Source organism: Streptomyces sp. NPDC026522 (assembly GCF_055567555.1).
Map to the genome: position 1 here is coordinate 16226 of NZ_JBVHQF010000014.1, position 15776 is coordinate 32001.

The 15776-nt window shown below is 70.7% G+C and carries 13 protein-coding genes and 1 pseudogene; 8 read left to right on the forward strand and 6 right to left on the reverse strand.

The genetic code is table 11. The annotated features are described in order from the left end of the window. Nucleotides 1-19 precede the first annotated feature (19 nt). The 3 genes from ilvN to serA all read left to right on the forward strand — a co-directional run bounded on the left by ilvN (nt 20) and on the right by serA (nt 3567). A complete protein-coding gene (gene ilvN, locus ACZ4M3_RS30340; protein ID WP_030027475.1) occupies nt 20-544 on the forward strand; it encodes an acetolactate synthase small subunit in 525 nt (174 codons plus the stop codon). A 148-nt stretch (nt 545-692) separates the two neighbouring features. Then, the gene (ilvC, locus tag ACZ4M3_RS30345; RefSeq protein ID WP_136214557.1) at nt 693-1694 is read left to right on the forward strand and encodes a ketol-acid reductoisomerase; all 1002 of its coding nucleotides are present in this window, start codon (nt 693-695) and stop codon (nt 1692-1694) included. A gap of 283 nt (nt 1695-1977) precedes the next feature. Then, nucleotides 1978-3567: a phosphoglycerate dehydrogenase gene (gene serA, locus ACZ4M3_RS30350; protein WP_467738041.1), complete on the forward strand. Its 1590-nt coding sequence runs from the start codon at nt 1978-1980 to the stop codon at nt 3565-3567. An 83-nt stretch (nt 3568-3650) separates the two neighbouring features. On the opposite strand, the gene ACZ4M3_RS30355 is transcribed toward serA, so the two are convergent. Next, the gene (locus ACZ4M3_RS30355) at nt 3651-5192 is read right to left on the reverse strand and encodes an MFS transporter (RefSeq protein WP_467738042.1); all 1542 of its coding nucleotides are present in this window, start codon (nt 5190-5192) and stop codon (nt 3651-3653) included. A 102-nt stretch (nt 5193-5294) separates the two neighbouring features. Between ACZ4M3_RS30355 and ACZ4M3_RS30360 the strand changes: the two genes are divergently transcribed. Further along, a complete protein-coding gene (locus ACZ4M3_RS30360) occupies nt 5295-5894 on the forward strand; it encodes a TetR/AcrR family transcriptional regulator (RefSeq protein WP_467738044.1) in 600 nt (199 codons plus the stop codon). A gap of 43 nt (nt 5895-5937) precedes the next feature. Continuing rightward, nucleotides 5938-6699, forward strand: a pseudogene (locus tag ACZ4M3_RS30365) (SGNH/GDSL hydrolase family protein); the annotation flags it as partial. Nucleotides 6700-7452: 753 nt separating this feature from the next. Here the strand turns inward: ACZ4M3_RS30365 and ACZ4M3_RS30370 are convergent. The 3 genes from ACZ4M3_RS30370 to ACZ4M3_RS30380 form a co-directional block, all read right to left on the reverse strand. Next, complete coding sequence (locus tag ACZ4M3_RS30370) at nt 7453-8475, reverse strand: alcohol dehydrogenase (RefSeq protein ID WP_467738046.1); 1023 nt, start codon at nt 8473-8475, stop codon at nt 7453-7455. A 329-nt stretch (nt 8476-8804) separates the two neighbouring features. Beyond that, nucleotides 8805-9344 carry a TnsA-like heteromeric transposase endonuclease subunit gene (locus tag ACZ4M3_RS30375; RefSeq protein WP_467738048.1) on the reverse strand — a complete coding sequence of 180 codons (540 nt, stop codon included), beginning with the start codon at nt 9342-9344 and terminating at the stop codon, nt 8805-8807. A 177-nt stretch (nt 9345-9521) separates the two neighbouring features. Further along, a complete protein-coding gene (locus ACZ4M3_RS30380) occupies nt 9522-10763 on the reverse strand; it encodes a PucR family transcriptional regulator (protein ID WP_467738050.1) in 1242 nt (413 codons plus the stop codon). 199 nt (nt 10764-10962) lie between these two features. On the opposite strand from ACZ4M3_RS30380, the gene ACZ4M3_RS30385 reads away from it, so the two are divergent. Further along, nucleotides 10963-11889 (forward strand): proline dehydrogenase family protein, encoded by a 927-nt coding sequence (locus tag ACZ4M3_RS30385; protein WP_467738052.1) that lies wholly within the window; start codon nt 10963-10965, stop codon nt 11887-11889. A gap of 33 nt (nt 11890-11922) precedes the next feature. Beyond that, the gene (gene pruA / locus ACZ4M3_RS30390; RefSeq protein WP_467738054.1) at nt 11923-13554 is read left to right on the forward strand and encodes an L-glutamate gamma-semialdehyde dehydrogenase; all 1632 of its coding nucleotides are present in this window, start codon (nt 11923-11925) and stop codon (nt 13552-13554) included. 66 nt (nt 13555-13620) lie between these two features. Here pruA and ACZ4M3_RS30395 read toward each other — a convergent pair whose 3' ends face one another. Next, entirely contained in the window at nt 13621-14544 is a 924-nt protein-coding gene (locus ACZ4M3_RS30395; RefSeq protein WP_467738056.1) for a quinone oxidoreductase family protein, read from the reverse strand. A gap of 86 nt (nt 14545-14630) precedes the next feature. Between ACZ4M3_RS30395 and ACZ4M3_RS30400 the strand changes: the two genes are divergently transcribed. Continuing rightward, a complete protein-coding gene (locus tag ACZ4M3_RS30400) occupies nt 14631-15065 on the forward strand; it encodes a MarR family winged helix-turn-helix transcriptional regulator (protein WP_467738058.1) in 435 nt (144 codons plus the stop codon). Nucleotides 15066-15071: 6 nt separating this feature from the next. Here ACZ4M3_RS30400 and ACZ4M3_RS30405 read toward each other — a convergent pair whose 3' ends face one another. Further along, nucleotides 15072-15773, reverse strand: coding sequence for a nitroreductase family protein (locus ACZ4M3_RS30405; RefSeq protein ID WP_467738060.1), 702 nt, complete (start codon nt 15771-15773; stop codon nt 15072-15074). Nucleotides 15774-15776 lie beyond the last annotated feature (3 nt).

Consider the following 15776-nt stretch of genomic DNA (forward strand, 5'->3'; position numbering starts at 1 on the left):
GAGAGAGAGAACGCCTCACATGTCCAAGCACACGCTCTCCGTCCTGGTCGAGAACACGCCCGGCATCCTCGCCCGGATCGCCGCGCTGTTCTCCCGCCGCGGGTTCAACATCGACTCCCTCGCGGTCGGCGTCACCGAGCACCCCGACATCTCCCGCATCACCATCGTCGTGAACGTCGAGGACCTCCCGCTGGAGCAGGTGACCAAGCAGCTGAACAAGCTGGTCAACGTGCTCAAGATCGTCGAGCTGGAGCCGCACAACGCCATCGAGCGCGAACTCGTTCTGGTGAAGGTCCGCGCCGACAACGAGACCCGCTCCCAGATCGTCGAGATCGTCCAGCTGTTCCGCGCCAAGACGGTCGACGTCTCCCCGGAGGCCGTCACCATCGAGGCCACCGGCGGCAGCGACAAGCTCGGTGCCATGCTCAAGATGCTGGAGCCCTTCGGCATCAAGGAACTGGTGCAGTCCGGCACGATCGCCATAGGGCGTGGCGGTCGGTCCATCACCGACCGCAGCCTGCGCGCCCTCGACCGCAGCGCCTGACCGAACGCCCCGCGGAGCGGCCTTGCGCGGGACTCGCCGGAGACCCGGCGACGACACGCAAGCCGCCCGCATGGCGAGACCGACAAACTCACATTCCGTTCCCCGCCGTACGGTGGGAGCAACACCTGCGCACCAAGGAGATATCCCAGTGGCCGAGCTGTTCTACGAGAACGACGCCGACCTGTCCATCATCGCGGGCCGCAAGGTCGCGGTCATCGGCTACGGCAGCCAGGGCCACGCCCACGCGCTGTCGCTGCGTGACTCCGGCGTCCCTGTCGTGGTCGGTCTGAAGGAAGGCTCCAAGTCCAAGGCCAAGGCCGAGGAGCAGGGCCTGAAGGTCCTCCCCGTCGCCGAGGCCGCCGAGTGGGCCGACGTCATCATGATCCTGACCCCGGACCCGCTCCAGGCCGAGATCTACGAGGAGTCCGTCAAGGACCACCTCAAGGACGGCGACGCGCTCTTCTTCGGTCACGGTTTCAACGTCCGCTACGGCTTCATCAAGCCCCCGGCCAACGTGGACGTCGCGCTCGTCGCCCCGAAGGGCCCGGGCCACCTGGTCCGCCGCCAGTACGAGGAAGGCCGCGGCGTGCCCTGCATCGCCGCCGTCGAGCAGGACTACACCGGCAACGCCTTCGCGCTCGCGCTCTCCTACGCGGCCGGTATCGGCGGCACCCGCGCCGGCGTCATCAAGACGACCTTCACCGAGGAGACCGAGACCGACCTGTTCGGTGAGCAGGCCGTCCTCTGCGGTGGCGCGTCCGCGCTGGTCAAGGCCGGTTTCGAGACCCTGACCGAGGCCGGCTACCAGCCGGAGATCGCGTACTTCGAGTGCCTGCACGAGCTGAAGCTCATCGTGGACCTCATGTACGAGGGCGGCCTGGAGAAGATGCGCTGGTCGGTCTCCGAGACCGCCGAGTGGGGCGACTACATCACCGGCCCCCGCATCATCACCGACGCCACCAAGGCCGAGATGAAGAAGGTCCTCGCGGAGATCCAGAGCGGCGAGTTCGCCAACACCTGGATGGCCGAGTACAAGGCCGGTCTGCCGAAGTACAACGAGTACAAGAAGGCCGACGAGGCGCACCTGCTGGAGACCACCGGCAAGAAGCTGCGCAAGCTGATGAGCTGGGTCGACAACGACGAGAGCTGATCTCGGGCAGCGGCGGGGCCGGGGCCGTGTCCCGGCCCCGCCGCACACCACCGGCCGGGTCCGATCCGGCCGGATCGGCACCCTCCGGAACCGCCGATTGTCCACCCCGGCCAATCACGGACGGGTGATCCTTCCGCACAGGCGGAGTTCCGGCCCGGAACCGCTACTACACTGCTCAACACAACGCGTCAGGCCCACAGTGTCGTGCGTCTTCCACGCGGCTACCCCCTCCACGCCTGCGGCCGTCGGGACGGCCGTCCGCACTGGACTTGTGAGGACCCACGTGAGCTCGAAACCTGTCGTACTCATCGCCGAAGAGCTGTCGCCCGCCACCGTGGACGCGCTCGGCCCGGACTTCGAGATCCGGCACGTCAACGGAGCCGACCGCGCGGAGCTGCTGCCCGCGATCGTCGACGTCGACGCGATCCTGGTCCGCTCGGCCACCAAGGTCGACGCCGAGGCGATCGCCGCCGCCAAGAAGCTCAAGGTCGTCGCCCGCGCCGGTGTCGGCCTCGACAACGTCGACGTCTCCGCCGCCACCAAGGCCGGCGTGATGGTCGTCAACGCCCCGACCTCCAACATCGTCACCGCCGCCGAGCTGGCCTGCGGCCTGCTCGTCGCCACCGCCCGCAACATCCCGCAGGCCAACGCCGCGCTCAAGAACGGCGAGTGGAAGCGGAACAAGTACACCGGCGTCGAGCTGAGCGAGAAGACCCTCGGTGTCGTCGGCCTCGGCCGCATCGGCGTCCTCGTCGCCCAGCGCATGTCGGCCTTCGGCATGAAGGTCGTCGCGTACGACCCCTACGTACAGCCCGCGCGCGCCGCCCAGATGGGCGTCAAGATGCTGACCCTGGACGAGCTGCTGGAGGTCGCCGACTTCATCACCGTGCACCTGCCCAAGACCCCCGAGACCCTCGGTCTCATCGGGAACGAGGCCCTGCACAAGGTGAAGCCGTCCGTCCGGATCGTCAACGCCGCGCGCGGCGGGATCGTCGACGAGGCCGCGCTGTACTCGGCGATCAAGGAAGGCCGGGTCGCCGGCGCCGGCCTCGACGTGTACGCGAAGGAACCCTGCACGGATTCCCCGCTGTTCGAGCTCGACCAGGTCGTCTGCACCCCGCACCTCGGCGCGTCCACGGACGAGGCCCAGGAGAAGGCCGGTGTCTCGGTCGCCAAGTCGGTGCGCCTCGCCCTCGCCGGTGAGCTCGTGCCCGACGCGGTCAACGTCCAGGGCGGGGTCATCGCCGAGGACGTGCGTCCCGGCCTGCCGCTCGCCGAGAAGCTCGGCCGCATCTTCACCGCCCTCGCGGGCGAGGTCGCGGTCCGCCTCGACGTCGAGGTCTGCGGCGAGATCACCCAGCACGACGTCAAGGTGCTGGAACTCTCCGCCCTCAAGGGCGTGTTCGAGGACGTCGTCGACGAGACGGTCTCATACGTCAACGCGCCGCTGTTCGCGCAGGAACGCGGTGTCGAGGTCCGGCTGACCACCAGCTCGGAGTCCCCGGACCACCGCAACGTGGTGACCGTGCGCGGCACCCTGTCGGACGGTCAGGAGGTCTCGGTCTCCGGCACGCTCGCGGGCCCCAAGCACCTCCAGAAGATCGTCGGCATCGGCGAGTACGACCTCGACCTCGCGCTCGCCGACCAGATGATCGTCCTGCGCTACGCCGACCGCCCGGGCGTCGTCGGCACCGTCGGCCGCATCCTCGGCGAGGCCGGCCTGAACATCGCGGGCATGCAGGTCGCCCGCGCCGAGGTGGGCGGCGAGGCGCTCGGCGTCCTCACGGTCGACGCCGAGGTCCCGGTCAACGTCCTGGCGGACATCGCCGCCGAGATCGGCGCGGTCTCGGCGCGGACGGTCAGCCTCACCTGATCGCCGCTGCCGCTTGAACAACAGCACGGCGGAAGGGCCCGGGGAATCCCCGGGCCCTTCCGCTTTTTCCGGTCGTACGAGGCTCAGTGCACGAGGGCTCCGGGAGCCTCGGCCCCCTCCGCCGCGGCCGGGGCGGGAGCTCCGATGCCCCGCATCGAGACCACCGCGAGCACCGCCGCCGCGAGCAGCAGCGCCGTGCCGCCCCAGGCCGCGTACCGCATCCCGTGCACGAAGGCCTCCCGGGCCAGCGTCAGGACCTGCCCGCCCGCCTCCCCGCCGAGCCGCTGGGCCACCGCGACCGCGCCGCCCAGGGTCTCCCGTACGGCGGGGTCCGCACCGGCCAGGTCACCGCGGTAGACGGCGGTGCCGAGGCTGCCGAGGAGCGCCATTCCGAGGGCCCCGCCGAACTCCTGGCCCGTCTCCAGCAGGGAGGCGGCGGACCCGGCCTTCTCGGCGGGCGCCGAGCCCAGCGCCATGTCGGAGACGAGGGACATCACCGTCACGATGCCGGAGGCGAGGACGCCCGCCCCGACCAGCAGCAGCCACAGCGAGTCGGTGCCGACCAGCCCCATCAGGGCGAAACCGGCGGCGGCGAGGGCGAACCCGCCGGCGATGACGTACGCCCGGTCGGTCTTCTGGGCGACGGCCGCACCGACGGGGGCGGCGGCGCCGATGGCCAGCGAGGGGGCGAGGCTCCACAGGGCCGCTTCGAGGGTGCCCATGCCCAGGACGGACTGGAGGTACTGGGTGGTGAAGTAGGCCGAACCCATCATGGCGAAGGCTGCGATGGTGTTGAGGCCGATGCCGGCCCCGAAGCCGCGGCCCTGGAACAGCGCCCGGCTGATCATGGCGTCCTGCCGGGTGCGCTGGCGGCGGAGGAAGACGTAGCCGAAGACCAGGCCGACGGCCAAGCAGCCGAGGTAGAGCGGTTCGAAGCCCTCGGCGGCGATCTCCTTGAGGCCGTAGACCAGCGGCAGGACGGCGGCCATCGACAGCGGGACGCTCAGCAGGTCGAAGCGGCCGGGGGCCGGGTCCTTGAACTCCGGGACCAGTACGGGGACCAGGAGCAGCAGGAGCAGCATCGCGGGGACGTTGATCAGGAAGACGGAGCCCCACCAGAAGTGGTTCAGCATCAGGCCGCTCATGACGGACCCGAGGGCGATGCCGCCGGTCATGGCGCCGGACCAGATCGCGATGGCCTGGCCGCGCTGCTTGGCGTCCTGGAAGAGGTTGCGGACGAGCGCCAGCGTGGACGGCATCAGGGTCGCGCCGCCGATGCCGAGCAGTACGCGGGCGGCGATGAGCATCTCGGGGCTGGTGGCGTAGGCGGCGCCGACGGAGGCGAGGCCGAAGGCCGTCGCGCCCATCAGCAGCAGCTTGCGGCGGCCGATCCGGTCGCCCAGCGAACCCATGGTGATGAGCAGTCCGGAGAGGGCGAAGGCGTAGCTGTCGAAGATCCACAGCTGCTGGGTCGCGCTCGGGTCCAGCTGCCGGGTGATGGCGGGGATGGCGAAGTAGAGGACGGAGACGTCCATCGAGACCAGGAGCAGGGGCAGCACGAGGACGGTGAAGGCGATCCATTCACGGCGGCCGGCGAGGCGTGCTGTAGCAGCGGGGTTCGTCATGAGGAGCAATGTACAGACGTCATAAACGCTTGTCTAGTACGGCCGTGTTGAACATTCGTCAGAGACGTACGTGTAGGACAGCTGTCTTGTTATGCTGCGGCCATGGGACATCGTGAAGATCTGCTCGTGGGCGCCAAGAAGTGCCTGATGGAGAAGGGTTTCGTGCGGACCACGGCGCGCGACATCGTCAACGCGTCGGGCACCAACCTGGCCTCCATCGGCTACCACTACGGCTCCAAGGACGCGCTGCTGACCCAGGCCTACATCGAGCTCATCCAGGAGTGGGGCGACACCTGGACGGCCGACCGGGTCGGCGAGGACGGCTCGCTGGAACGGTTCCGCTCGGTGTGGGAGGGCGTCGTGGCCGGACACGAGCAGACCGGCCCGCTGTGGGCGGCGAGCATGGAGGTCGCGCTGGGCGGCGAACGGCTGCCCCAGCTGCGTCAACTCCTCGCCGCCTCGCAGGGGGAGGGTCGCAAGGGCATGATCGCGCTGATGACCGGCCGGCCCGAGGAGGAGCTGACGGACCGGGACGTGCGCACGCTCGGGTCCTTCTACCAGGCCCTCCTGAACGGCCTGATGATCCAGTGGCTCTTCGACCCCGAATCCGCGGCCACCGCCGAGGAGTTTACCGAGGGCATGCGCATGGCGGCCGAGGGCATCTTCCGGGCGTCGGGAGGACAGCCGAAGAGCGACGCCTAGGGACGGTCCGGGCGCCCCGGGGGAAAACGCGCGGCACCCGGTCATGCCGTGTGCCTATCGTCACTGGTCACCCCCTAAGGAGGCCAACGTGACGGACTGGACCACCACCCCTGTCGGGCCCCACATCCTGCGCGGTGCGCTCGAACTGGAACGCACCGCGCACGGCCTGCTCCCGCACCGGCTGCCCGGCCGGGCGCGACGGCAGTGCCCCGACCCCTACCTCGCGATGGTCGAGTCCCAGCCGTCCGGCGTCCGGTTCGCCTTCCGCACCCGCGCCACCGCCGTCGAACTGGACGTCCTGCCCACGAAGGTGGTCTACCGGGGCGCCCCGACGCCGCCGGACGGCCTGTACGAGCTGGTCGTCGACGGTGTGGTGACGGCCCGGGCCGTGGCCGCCGGCGGCAACGTGCACACCGTCGACATGACGGACGGGTCCGCGGTGACCGAGCCCGGCCCGGTCGCCACCGTCCGGTTCACCGGCCTGGCCGTCGGGGAGAAGGACGTCGAGATCTGGCTGCCCCAGGCGGAGATCACCGAGCTGGTGGCGCTGCGCACCGACGCCCCCGTCACGGCGGCGGCCGACCGCGGCCGCCGGGTGTGGCTGCACCACGGCAGCTCGATCAGCCACGGTTCGCGGGACTCCGGCCCGACGGGGACGTGGCCCGCCGTCGCCGCCCGCGCGGGCGGGGTGGAGCTGGTCAACCTCGGGTTCGGCGGCAACGCCCTGCTCGACCCGTTCACGGCCCGGGCCATGCGGGACACCCCGGCGGACCTGATCAGCGTCAAGATCGGCATCAACCTGGTCGCCGTCGAAAACTGATCGGGAGCCCTGGCCGCAGCGCCGTCGTCCACGCGCTCACGCGCACCTCCGCAGCACCGAATCTCCCGATAACGGCCGGGTGAGGTCCGTGGTCAGCCGCCCAGACCAGAGCAGTGCCATCAACGCCGGCCGAGCCTCGTGGACGGGACGGCCTGCAGCGAGCCGCCGCTCGGCGATGGCCATCGGGTCGCCGTCCACGATGTACTGCCAGGCTCGCTCGACCTCAGCCCCGGGCACGATGCCAGGTCTCCGATAGGCGGCCAGGAACCGTACGTTCTCCAGCAGCACCCGATCCGTCCTGTAGGGTCCGCGATTCGGTAAGCACTGGTTCCTGCGGAAACGTGCAATCCGGCTCGGTGCGCACTCGTCCTGTCGGCTCGTCGTGAGCAATCGGAGGGACCTTAAGGGTTCTGTTGGTCGCGCTGCGCAGGCAGCGCCGTCGCTTGGCCTGGTCGCTGGCGGGTCGGCTGAAGGCCGCAGGACCCCGGCCGTGTGGGCATCGGCGCAATGGCAACGACCCGTGACGCGCCCCGCACGGACCCGGCCTACGCGCTGTACCCCGATCACGACCTGGTACGCGCGTTCGCCGAGGGGAAACGGCCGACCGACGTCGCGGCCGAACCCCGCGTAGGTGTACGCACACAGGCGCATCCACTCGGCCGACGCTTTGAACACGTGAGACGGGCCGGGTGCTCCGGGCCACACGACTCCGCGGTGAACAGCCGAGGGCCGAGTGCGTCAGCGGGTGGTGAGCACCATCCGGAAGCGGGCGGCGCCGGAGAGCATCTTTTGGTACGCCTCATCGGTCTGCTCCAGCGGCACGACCTCGACCGTCGGGCGGATCCCGTGCAGGGCGCTGAACGCCAGGGTGTCCTGCACGTCCTGCGCGGTGCCGGACGGGTGGCCCCGGACGATCTTGCCGCTCATGATCAGCTGGATCGGGCTGATTCCCAGCGGTTCGGGGCTCGCGCCGATGACCACCAGCTCGCCGCGGGGGGCGAGCCCTTCCACGGTTGCCGTGATGGCGTCGGAGTTGGCGGCGGTGGCCAGGACGACCTTGGCGCCGCCGAGGGATTGCAGCGCGCCTGCGACGGGGGTGTCCGCCGTGCTGTCGATGTAGTGGTGCGCGCCGAGCTGCTTGGCGAAGTCGGCCTTGGTGGCTCCTCGGGCGATGGCCACGGTCTCGAAGCCCATCGCCGCTGCGTACTGGACCCCCAGGTGGCCGAGGCCGCCGATGCCGAGTACGGCGACCAGGTCGCCCGGTCGGGCGGAGCTGCGCCGCAGCCCGTTGTACGTGGTCACGCCCGCGCAGGCCATGGGCGCCGCATCGGTCGCCGCCAGCGCGTCGGGGATCCGGGCCAGGGCGTCTGCCGGCGCGATCACCGCATCGGCGTAACCCCCGTCGTACGCCCATCCGGGGACCTTCAGGTTCTCGCACACGATGAAGTCGCCCTGTCTGCAGGGCGTGCAATGGCCGCAGCTGCCACCGAACCAGCCCACCGCCACCCGGTCGCCCACCTGCCAGCCGCTTTGCGTCCCCTCCCCAAGCTCCTCGATGCGCCCGGCGATCTCATGCCCGGGGACCAGCGGAAACCGTACGCCCGGCAACCCGGCGTTCACGAAATAGGCGTCGCTGTGGCAGATCCCGCAGGCGTCCACGGCTACCCGTACGTGGCCGGGGCCCGGCTGCAGCACCTCACGCTCGACGATCTCGAACGGACCGCCGGCGGCGGCGACCTGCGCGGCTCGATAGGTGCTCATCTGGATCTCTCCCGGGTACTGGCACGACGCCCCCGGAACCAGCAGACCAGCTCCGACCCGATCGCGCACGCCGAAAGAAGCAGGTGAGCCCCCTCGGCATCAGACGCCGGGTGCAGGCCCGTGTGGGCGACGCCGAGGACGACGCCACGGACGATGCCGCGCGGGCGGGCATCCCCGGCGCGTAATCGGGCTCGCCCTCCAAGGCCAGTTCTGACCAGCCGAGCTGATAACCGGTTCGAACTTCCTGGACGTGGCGGAACTTCACCGTCAGCGCGTCGTTCTCGTCCTCCTCCAGGCCGCCCAGCATCGCCGCAGCCTCTCGCTCAGAGTTACGGTCCGGAGTTATTGCGCACCGAAGCCCGGATTTGCGCATTCACTGCGCATCGAGCGCAGACAGTGCGCATCGAAACGCGGACCCTACACGTCCCGGACCAGATCTCGTATCCCCAGCCGTGGCGCTCGATCAGCTCACCTGGCCAGGCGAGAGCCTCCGCGATCTTCGGATCCTGGAGGCGGTCCGCTGGCTTGACGTTGACCACCCGCACCGTGCCCGACCTCATCACCAGCAAGAAATCGGGCACATGGCTGCGTACGTTGCCACTGATCTGGGCCGCCAGTCGGCAAGGCTGGGCGAAGATCCCGCATACAGTCGGATCGAAGTCCGCGAGCAGCAGGCGGGCCAGCTCCAGACGGCTTTCGTAAACTACGTGCCCGCCAGTCGTCGCCGACGCGTAACTGACCGAGTAGTGGGCCTGCCCGTGTACCGACCGGACCCGCCGCCACGGCTTCGACTCAGTGAAGTCGGCCAACCGCAGCCCAGCAAGAGGAACTTCGGGTACCGAGGCGTCCTCGTAACGGATCCACGCCATAGGCGCTCTTTGCGTACCACGGCTCTTGGCCTTGCCTCGTACCGTCATGCGTTGGACCGTACGGAACGGTCTTTACGCCCGCCCCGAAAGATCACAAGAGGTCAATATCGGTGGTTACGGTCCGGAGTCATTGCGCAATTACTCCCGGAATTGCGCATCCATTCGCGGATCCTAGAGTCAGGTCAGGCGGGCCGTCTTGAGGGCCATGTGCAGCAGCAGCCGGTCCTCGCCCTCGTCCAGGTCCAGCCCGGTCAGCTGCTCCACCCGGCCCAGCCGGTAGTACAGGGTCTGGCGGTGGATCCCGAGGGCCGCCGCCGCCCGGCCCGCCTGGCCCGCGCAATCCAGGAACACCTCGGCGGTACGGGCGAGTTCCCGGTGCGCCGGGCCGAGCAGGGTCCGGGTCGCCGGGTCGGCCACGGGGGCCGTCGCCAGTGCGGCCAGCATCCGGTACGGGCCGATCGTCGACCACCGGGCCACCGCTCCGAGCCGGGGCTGGGCGGTCGCCGCCCGGGCCGCCGCCCAGGCCTGCGACCAGGCGTCCGCGAGCCCCGCGGGCCCGCGCCGCGGCTCCGCGATCCCGGCCGTGACCGCACCGGCCGTGACCGCACCGGCTGTGACCGCCCCGGCCGCCGACGCGGGACCGGCGTGCGGGTCCGGCTGCCGGGACGCCGCCCGGGCGGCGTCCCGGGGCAGCAGCCGGGCCGCCACTGTCTCGGCCGGGGTCAGGATGTCCGCCGAGCGGAGCCTGACCAGCAGCGCCAGGCCCTGCGCGGGCCCCCCGGCCGGCCCCGGGCAGGGCGCCACGCACACCGCCGCCGCCCCCGGCACCGAGCCCGGCGCCTCCCCGGCCCAGGGGGTCAGGCAGACCACGGCGTGCAGGCCGTCACCGTCCGATCCCAGGGCGGAGCGCAGCGCGGCCTCCGCCATGTCCCGCTCCCACCCCCGCCCCGCGGTGAGCGCCGTGCGGAACTCCCGCGACAGGTCCGCCCCCGCCCTGGCCTCCTGCGCCAGCAGGACCCCGATCCGCTCGGCGACCTCCATGGCCGAGGCCAGCGCCTGCGGGCCGGGTCCCGCGCCGGACCCGGGTTCCGGATCGAGGAGCCACACGTAGCCCTGCACGACGCCCCGGTAGCGCACCGGGAGGCAGATCCGGCCCCGGAACACCCCGGCGTCCGGCGCGGCGGGGATCCGCACCGGTCCGGTGGCGCGGGCGATGCCGAAGGCCTCGAACCAGGCGCGGACGGCCGCCGTCGACTGCCGGGTGAGGATCGACCGGGTCCGTACCGGGTCCATGGCGAGGTCGTCGTCGCTGTCGTGCGCGCCGAAGGCGATGAGGCGGAAGTCCCGGTTCTCCAGCGTCGCCGGGGCGCCGAGCAGCGCCGAGATCTCGTCCACCAGGTCCTGGTAATCGCCCTTCACCCGGACATTCTCCCACCCTCGGAACCAGCCCTCAGACATGTGTATGAGATAGCTGCCACGGATGCGTGACAGCTGTCGATAGCAGAGGATCGTGGAGATCCTTAGGTTTCACGGTGGTTTTACTTGCGTTTTTCTTACGTCCTCCGCCCATCCGGCGACGGATCGTATGTCCGCTTCTGCCACCCGTTGGAGGTGCCCCGTGCTGGGTCCCGCGATCCTCGCCGCGTCGCGCAGCGACAAGATGCGCCGAATCGTTTCCGCCGCCCCCGTGACCAAGCCCGTGGTGAACCGGTTCATCCCCGGTGAGACGGTCGACCAGGTCATCCCGATCGTCGAGGACCTCACGCGCAAGGGCCTGGAGGTCACCCTCGACGTCGTCGGCGAGGACATCACCACCGTGGCGCAGTCCCACGCCGCGCGGGACGCCTACCTGGAGCTGATCGAGCGGCTCGGCGCCCTGGGCCTGGGCGAGAAGGCCGAGATGTCGGTCAAGCTGTCCATGTTCGGCCAGGCGCTGGAGAACGGCCACGAGCTGGCACTCGCCAACGTCCGCCCCGTCGTCGAGGCCGCGGCCGCCATCGGCACCACGGTCACCCTGGACGCCGAGGACCACACCACCCTCGATTCGATGTTCGCCATCCACGAGGAGCTGCGCCGGGACTTCCCGCAGACCGGCTGCGTGATCCAGGCGTACCTCTTCCGCACCGAGGCCGACGCCCGCCGGCTGGCCGCCGCCGGCAGCCGCGTGCGGATCGTGAAGGGCGCCTACAAGGAGCCCGCCGAGGTCGCGTACCAGGACAAGGCCGAGATCGACAAGGCGTACGTCCGGATCATGAAGACCCTGATGGAGGGCGAGGGGTACCCGATGATCGGGTCCCACGACCCGCGGCTGATCGCCATCGCACAGGAGCTCGCGCGGGCGGCGGGGCGCAAACTGGACGAGTACGAATTCCAGATGCTGTACGGCATCCGCGGCGAGGAGCACCTGCGGCTGGCCGCCGAGGGCCACCGGATGCGCGTCTACACCGCCTACGGGACGGACTGGTACGGCTACTTCATGCGCCGCCTGGCGGAGAAGCCGGCCAACCTCCTCTTCTTCCTCCGCTCGATGATCACCAAGAACTAGGTCCAGAAACTAGCTCAAGGAGTTACCAGCCCCATGGATGCTGTGACCCAGGTCCCCGCGCCGGTCAACGAGCCGGTCCACTCGTACGCCCCCGGCAGCCCGGAGCGCGCACGTCTCGAAATCCAGCTCAAGCAGCTGTCCGAGAACCCGATCGACCTCCCGATGACGATCAACGGCGTCAAGCGGATGGGCGGCGGCGAGCGCTTCGACGTCGTGCAGCCGCACGACCACAAGTCGGTGCTCGGCAGCTACGCCAACGCCACCGAGGCCGACGCCCAGGAGGCCGTCGACGCCGCCCTGGCCGCCGCCCCCGCCTGGCGCGCGATGTCCTTCGACGACCGCGCCGCGATCATCCTGCGCGCCGCGGACCTGCTGGCCGGCCCCTGGCGCGAGAAGCTGGCCGCGTCCACCATGCTCGGCCAGTCGAAGACCGCCCAGCAGGCCGAGATCGACACCCCCTGCGAGCTCGTCGACTTCTGGCGCTTCAACGTCCATTTCGCCCGCCAGATCCTCGCCGAGCAGCCGGCCGCCAACAGCGCCGGCGTGTGGAACCGCAGTGACCACCGCCCGCTCGAAGGCTTCGTCTACGCGATCACCCCGTTCAACTTCACGGCCATCGCCGGCAACCTGCCGACCGCCCCGGCCCTGATGGGCAACGTCGTCGTGTGGAAGCCGTCCCCGACGCAGACGCACTCCGCGGTGCTGCTGATGGAGCTCCTGGAGGCGGCCGGGCTGCCCAAGGGCGTCATCAACCTGGTGACGGGCGACGGCATCGCCGTCTCCGAGGTGGCCCTGAACCACCCCGAGCTGGCGGGCATCCACTTCACCGGCTCGACCAAGACCTTCCAGTACCTGTGGAAGACGGTCGGCAACAACATCGAGAAGTACCGGTCCTACCCGCGACTGGTCGGCGAGACCGGCGGCAAGGACTTCGTCGTCGCGCACCCGTCCGCGGACCGCGACATCCTCAAGACGGCTCTGACCCGCGGCTCGTTCGAGTTCCAGGGCCAGAAGTGCTCGGCCTCCTCCCGCGCCTACGTCCCGGCGTCGATCTGGAACGACGGCTTCAAGGAGGCCTTCGCGGCCGAGGTCGACGGCATCGCCATGGGTGACGTCCGCGATCTGACGAACTTCATCGGCGCCGTCATCGACGAGCGCTCGTTCGCCAAGAACAAGGCCGCCATCGACCGGGCCAAGGCCGACCCGACCTGCACGATCGTCGCGGGCGGCACGTACGACGACTCGGAGGGCTACTTCGTCCGCCCGACCGTCATCGAGTGCACGGATCCGGAGAACGAGGTCTTCACGACCGAGTACTTCGGCCCGATCCTGGCCGTCCACGTCTACGAGGACGAGCAGTTCGACGCGATGCTGGAGCAGATGGAGTCGGTGTCGGCGTACGCCCTGACCGGTGCCGTCATCGCCCAGGACCGCTACGCGGTGGCCGACGCGATGGACAAGCTCCGCTTCGCGGCGGGCAACTTCTACATCAACGACAAGTCGACCGGCGCCGTCGTCGGCCAGCAGCCCTTCGGCGGCGGCCGTGCCTCGGGTACGAACGACAAGGCGGGCGCGGCGTCCAACCTGCTGCGCTGGACCTCGACCCGCTCCATCAAGGAGACGCTGGTCCCGCCCACGGACTACACGTACCCCCACATGGGCTGACCGCCCGCCGCTGAACCCCGCCCCCGTTCCGGTACCCCCAAGCCCGGAGCGGGGGCGGTCTCCATTTCACGGCACCAGCACCACCTTGCCGAGGTTGCGGCGCTGCTCGATCACGGTGTGCGCGCGGGCCGCCTCGGCCAGCGGGATCTCCTCGTGGACGCGGGCGCGCAGGGTGCCCGCGTCCCGCATCTGCCACACCTCGCGCAGCCAGCGGGCGTACAGCGCGGGTTTGCCGAAGGCGATGGTCCGCATCTGGAAGCCGATCACCGACGCGCCGCGCACCAACAGCTCGTACGCCTCCACCGTGCCGCCCCCGGAGCCGAAGGCCACCAGACGGCCGCCGGGCGCGAGGGCGCGTACGGCGGGGGTGAGCAGGTCGCCCCCGACGCCGTCGAGGACGATGTCGTACGGGTCTCCCCAGGTCTCGTCGCCGTACAGGACGACATCGTCGGCGCCGAGGGCGCGGACGAAGTCCGCCTTGCCGGGGTCGCTGACGGCGGCCACCAAGCGGCCGGCACCACCGGCCCTGGCGTACTGGAGCGCGAGGCTGCCCACGGCGCCGGCCGCCGCGGTCACCAGGACCGATTCGCCGGGCTCCGGGCGCGCGGCCTCGTACGCGCCGCGCGCCACCAGGCCGCTGCGCACGAGGGCGATCGCCTCGACGGCGCTCGCACCGTCGGGGACGCGGGAGGCCAGGGCGCCGGCCACGACGGCGAACTCGGCGTAGGCCTCGGCGAAGCAGAGCCCGGTGACGCGGTCGCCGACCGCGAAGCCGGTCACGCCGGCGCCGAGCGCCGCCACGGTGCCGGCGACCTCTCCGCCCAGCGGCATCGGCTCGCTGTTCTCGCGCACCTTGCGGACGGTGGGCAGCGTGACGCCGATCGCCTCCACGCGCACCAGCAGCTCGCCGGCCGCCGGGCGCGGAACCCGTGCCTCCTCGACGAACAGCACGTCGGGACCGCCGTTGAGCTGGTACCGGACACGTCGCAAGGGGCCTCCTCGGTCGAATTCATTGGGTTCCCCAACGATAATCGAGATCGTGGGGATGTCCAACGGTTTTCCGATAGGCTGGGCCCATGACCTCAGCGCTCGCCCACATCCAGACCCTGCCGAGCTGGCTCGTCGGCCGGGTGGCGGCCCGCGGGCGCGCGCTGGTCGCCGACGCGCTCGCCGCGGAGGGGCTCAAGCCCGCGCACCACGCGGTGCTCGCGGCGACCGACGAGTACGGCCCCCTCGCCCAGGCCGATCTGGGCCGGCAGCTGGCCGTCGACCCCAAGGACCTGGTCGGCCTGCTGAATCAGCTCCAGGACGCCGGCCTCGTCCTGCGCGCCCCGGACCCGGCCGACCGCCGCAAGAACGCCATCAGCCTCACTCCGGCCGGCGCGGACACCCTGGCCCGCTGCGGAGCCCTCGCGCAGGCGGCGAACGCGGAGTTCCTCGCCCCGCTGGAACCGGCGGAGCGGCGCACGCTGATGGCCCTCCTCGGCCGCATCCACGACGCCGCTCCCTGAGGGCGGTCAGATCTCGACCAGGACCTGCTCCAGGGACTTGCGGACCAGGTCCGGGACCTCGCAGTCGTCAGCGGGGTAGCCGACCGGGATGACGGCGAACGCCTTCTCGTTCTCCGGGCGGTTCAGGACGTGTCCCAGGAAGCGCATCGGGCTCGGCGTGTGGACGAGCGCGGCCAGGCCGCTGAGGTGGAGGGCGGACAGCAGCATGCCGACCGCGATGCCCACCGACTCGTCGACGTAGTAGTGCTTGCGCTTGATGCCGTTCGGGCCGAGCCAGTAGCGCTGCTGGAAGACCACGATCAGGGCGGGCGCGTCGGTCAGGTGGGTCTTGACGGCGTCCGTGCCGATCGGGCGCAGCGCGGCCAGCCACTCGTCGCCGAGCCGGCCGTCGTAGGAGATCTGCTCCTCCTGCTCCGCCGCGGCGCGGATCTGCTGTCGGATGCCCGGGTCTTTGACCAGGACGAACGTCCACGGCTGCTGGTGCGCGCCGGAGGGGGCGGTGGCCGCGCAGGCGATGGCGTCCCGGACGACCTGGTCGGGCACCGGGTCGGTGGAGAAGTGGCGGACGGTCCGCCGCTGGTCCATCCGCGCCCGCAACTCCGCCGCGCGCGCGAGGGATTCCTGGCTGGGCATGCGCGCCGGGCGGTAGGCGACGGGCCGGTAGGGCTGGCCGTGGGTGGGGGTCCAGTGCTGGGTCTCAGGCGACATGCG

Excerpts from the sequence above, each read along its gene's own strand:
- ilvN (WP_030027475.1), top strand. The coding sequence starts at position 20 with ATGTCCAAGCACACGCTCTCCGTCCTGGTCGAGAACACGCCCGGCATC.
- ACZ4M3_RS30355 (WP_467738042.1), bottom strand. The coding sequence starts at position 5,192 with ATGACGAACCCCGCTGCTACAGCACGCCTCGCCGGCCGCCGTGAATGG.
- ACZ4M3_RS30360 (WP_467738044.1), top strand. The coding sequence starts at position 5,295 with ATGGGACATCGTGAAGATCTGCTCGTGGGCGCCAAGAAGTGCCTGATG.
- ACZ4M3_RS30370 (WP_467738046.1), bottom strand. The coding sequence starts at position 8,475 with ATGAGCACCTATCGAGCCGCGCAGGTCGCCGCCGCCGGCGGTCCGTTC.
- ACZ4M3_RS30375 (WP_467738048.1), bottom strand. The coding sequence starts at position 9,344 with ATGGCGTGGATCCGTTACGAGGACGCCTCGGTACCCGAAGTTCCTCTT.
- pruA (WP_467738054.1), top strand. The coding sequence starts at position 11,923 with ATGGATGCTGTGACCCAGGTCCCCGCGCCGGTCAACGAGCCGGTCCAC.
- ACZ4M3_RS30400 (WP_467738058.1), top strand. The coding sequence starts at position 14,631 with ATGACCTCAGCGCTCGCCCACATCCAGACCCTGCCGAGCTGGCTCGTC.
- ACZ4M3_RS30405 (WP_467738060.1), bottom strand. The coding sequence starts at position 15,773 with ATGTCGCCTGAGACCCAGCACTGGACCCCCACCCACGGCCAGCCCTAC.